The organism is Kitasatospora sp. NPDC059571, from assembly GCF_042735675.1.
Taxonomy (GTDB): domain Bacteria; phylum Actinomycetota; class Actinomycetes; order Streptomycetales; family Streptomycetaceae; genus Kitasatospora.
On the sequence record NZ_JBHWBW010000147.1, the window covers coordinates 1 to 2,831 of the forward strand.

Sequence of the window (2,831 nt, forward strand, 5' to 3'; positions counted from 1 at the left end):
GCGTGGGGCCGGCGCACCCCGGGAGTCTGGATCAGGCGTAGAGGCCGAACTCGTACAGCGAGTCGCCGTAGGCCGTACCGCGCCGGCCGATGGCGACCCGGACGTAGCGGCCGCTCGCCGTCAGGTCGATGTCGTCGACGCCGCCGGTGCCGCTGGTGGTGGAGTAGACCGTGGTCCAGGTGGTGCCGTCACCGGAGACCTGGATCTGGTAGGCCTTGCCGTAGGCCGACTCCCAACCGAGCTGCACGTGCTTGACCGCGGTGGTCCTCCCCAGGTCGACCTGGATCCACTGCGGGTCGGCCCACTCGCTGGCCCACCGGGTGCTCCAGTTGCCGTCGGTGGCGTTGGACGCCGGGTACGGCGCGCCGTTGCCGGTGGCCTGGTAGCTGGAGGCGGTGGTCGGCCTGCCGAGTGCCACATCGGTGCCGGCGGGCGTCGGGGCGACGACCCGGAAGGACCGGGTCTCGATGCCGACGTTGCCGTGGCCGTCGAAGGCGTAGACGTAGACCTTGTACACGCCCAGGCTCTTCGGGGCAGTCGCGGTGAAGTGCCCGTCCGAGGTCTGGGTGAACGCCACCTGGCCGAAGCCGGTGCCGCCACCCGCGTACTTGTCGCAGTAGTAGAGCTGGTAGCGGATCAGGTCGCCGTCCGGGTCGGTGGTCGCGGTGGTGATGTCGAAGGCGCCGCCCGCCGGCACGGTCGCCGTGTTGCCGAGCGTCATCGAGGAGATCACCGGCGGGGTGTTGCCGCCGACGGAGCCGCCGTAGTCCTTGGCCACCGAGTAGAAGCTGAGCCGGCGCCAGCCGGACGGGACGGTGTTGAACCAGACGCCGCCGAAGTCGTTCTCGGTGCCGTAGTGGAAGACCGTCGCGCCGAGCGCCACCCCGGTGTGCCCGGTGATGCAGCCCCAGTTGGACAGGTAGGCGTCGCGCTTGGCGGTGTCCGCGGGCTCGGTCGGCACGCCGTTGGCGTCGTTCGGGACCTCCCACTCACCCGCCTCGCCGGACTCGGTCACGATGTACGGCTTGGTGTAGCCGCCACTGATCCAGTCGCTCTTGACGTTGCAGACCGCGCCGTAGGAGTTGACCGCGAGCAGGTCCAGGCTCGGGGTGTTGTCCTTGTAGTACTTCCAGGCGCCGGTGTAGGCGTCGGTGGAGGTCACCGGATGGTTGGGGTCGATGGCGTGGATCGCCTGAGTGACCCGCTCCACGTACTTGGCGTACGCGACCCGCTCCTGTTCGACGGTGGAGCCGTTGTAGGTGTGGTCCTGGGTGGTGAGGACGACCTCGTTGCCGACGTCCCACATCAGCACGCCCGGGTGGTCCTTGTAGGCGGTCACCCACTGCTTGATCTGGTCGAGCGTGGAGTCCATGTAGGCGGTGTCGTTGACGTAGTCGGCGCCCTGGTTGAGCCAGAAGCCGTTGACCACGCGGATCCCGTGCGCCGCGGCGGTGTCCAGCAGCGGCTTGGAGCCGGCGTCGGTGCCCCAGGTGCGCAGGGTGTTGACGCCCATCGCCCTCAGTTCGCGGATGTGCGCCTCGGCGGTGGAGTTGGCCGGGCCCCAGGTGATGCCCTTGACCTGGTACGGCTGACCGTTCACCTGGAGCTGCCAGTTGCCCTGGGAGCCGGTCACCTTGACGGTCGACGGGGCCGTCGGGACGGTGGGGTCGGTGAGCGGCGCCGGCGCGGTGCCGCTGGCGGTGGACACGGTGACCCTGTCGATGCTCAGGGCGCCCCCGGAGGAGGTGGCGTCGGTCGGCGAGCTGCAGTTGCAGACCGCGTTCGGGAAGCCGCCGCCGATGCCCAGGTTGAACACCAGGTAGAAGCCGTGGTGCACCGCGGTGTCCCAGGTGGTGACGCCGACCTGCGACTCGTTGACCTGCCAGACCTGGCGGCCGTCGAGGTACCAGCGGATCTGCTCGTCCGAGGTCGTCCGGTCGAGGATCTGGGAGTAGGTGTGGTAGCCGGTCTGGCAGCCGGTGCAGCTCGCCAGCCCGCTGGTCAGGCCGTTGTACTCGTTGCAGTTGCCGCCGGGGGCGGTGCCGCAGTGCAGGGTGGTGGAGAGCTGGCCGCGCCCGTTGACGTTCTCCAGGATGTCGCTCTCGCCCGCGCCGGGCCAGACCGAGAAGTTGCCGCGGTTGGCCGCGCCCATCGCCCGGAAGGACGGCCAGTAGCCGGTGCCGTCGGCCGGGTTGGGCTGCCTGACGGTCGCGGAGATCTGCAGCTGCCCGCCGGCCGGGACGGTGAAGTCGGAGCGCTTGGACTCGATCCGGCCGGAGGTCCAGGACGAACCGTTCCTCACCGCCGTCAGGTTGAGCGCGCCATTGCCGTCCAGGCCCACGTTGGCCGCGGAGTCGGTGTCGGTCTGCACCTCGCCGGTGCCCCAGTTGGCCGGGCCGCCGGCGTACCCGGTGCCGGTGTCGGTGATCCAGTCGCCGGCGTTCGGGGCGCTGCCCGCGGCGCCGGTGAAGTCCTCGTTGAAGACCGTCGTCCAGTTCCCGGGCGGCGGGGTGGTCGGCGGCGTGCTGGTCGGCGGGTCGGTCGGCCCGGTGCCGGTGCCGGTGCGGACCTGGAACTCCCAGAGCGAGTAGCCGTATCCGGTGCCGCGCTGGGTGCCGTCCATCCGCACGTAGCGGCCGGTGCCGGAGACGTTCAGCGTCTCGGTGCCGCCCGCGCCGGTGGTGGTGGAGTACGCGTCCGTCCAGGTCGTCCCGTCGGTGGAGAGCCGGATCCGGTACGCCTTGCCGTACGCGGACTCCCACTGGAGCACCACCTGGCAGACCGGCTGCGCGGAGCCGAGGTCGACCTGGAGCCACTGCGGGTCACCGGCG

1 protein-coding gene is annotated in these 2,831 nt (G+C 70.5%); it reads right to left on the reverse strand.

Annotation, left to right across the window (positions count from 1 at the left end; genetic code table 11):
• Positions 1-31: 31 nt before the first annotated feature.
• A partial coding sequence (locus ACFV0G_RS18300; protein ID WP_380548261.1) for a discoidin domain-containing protein occupies positions 32-2,831 on the reverse strand: 2,800 nt, incomplete at its 5' end.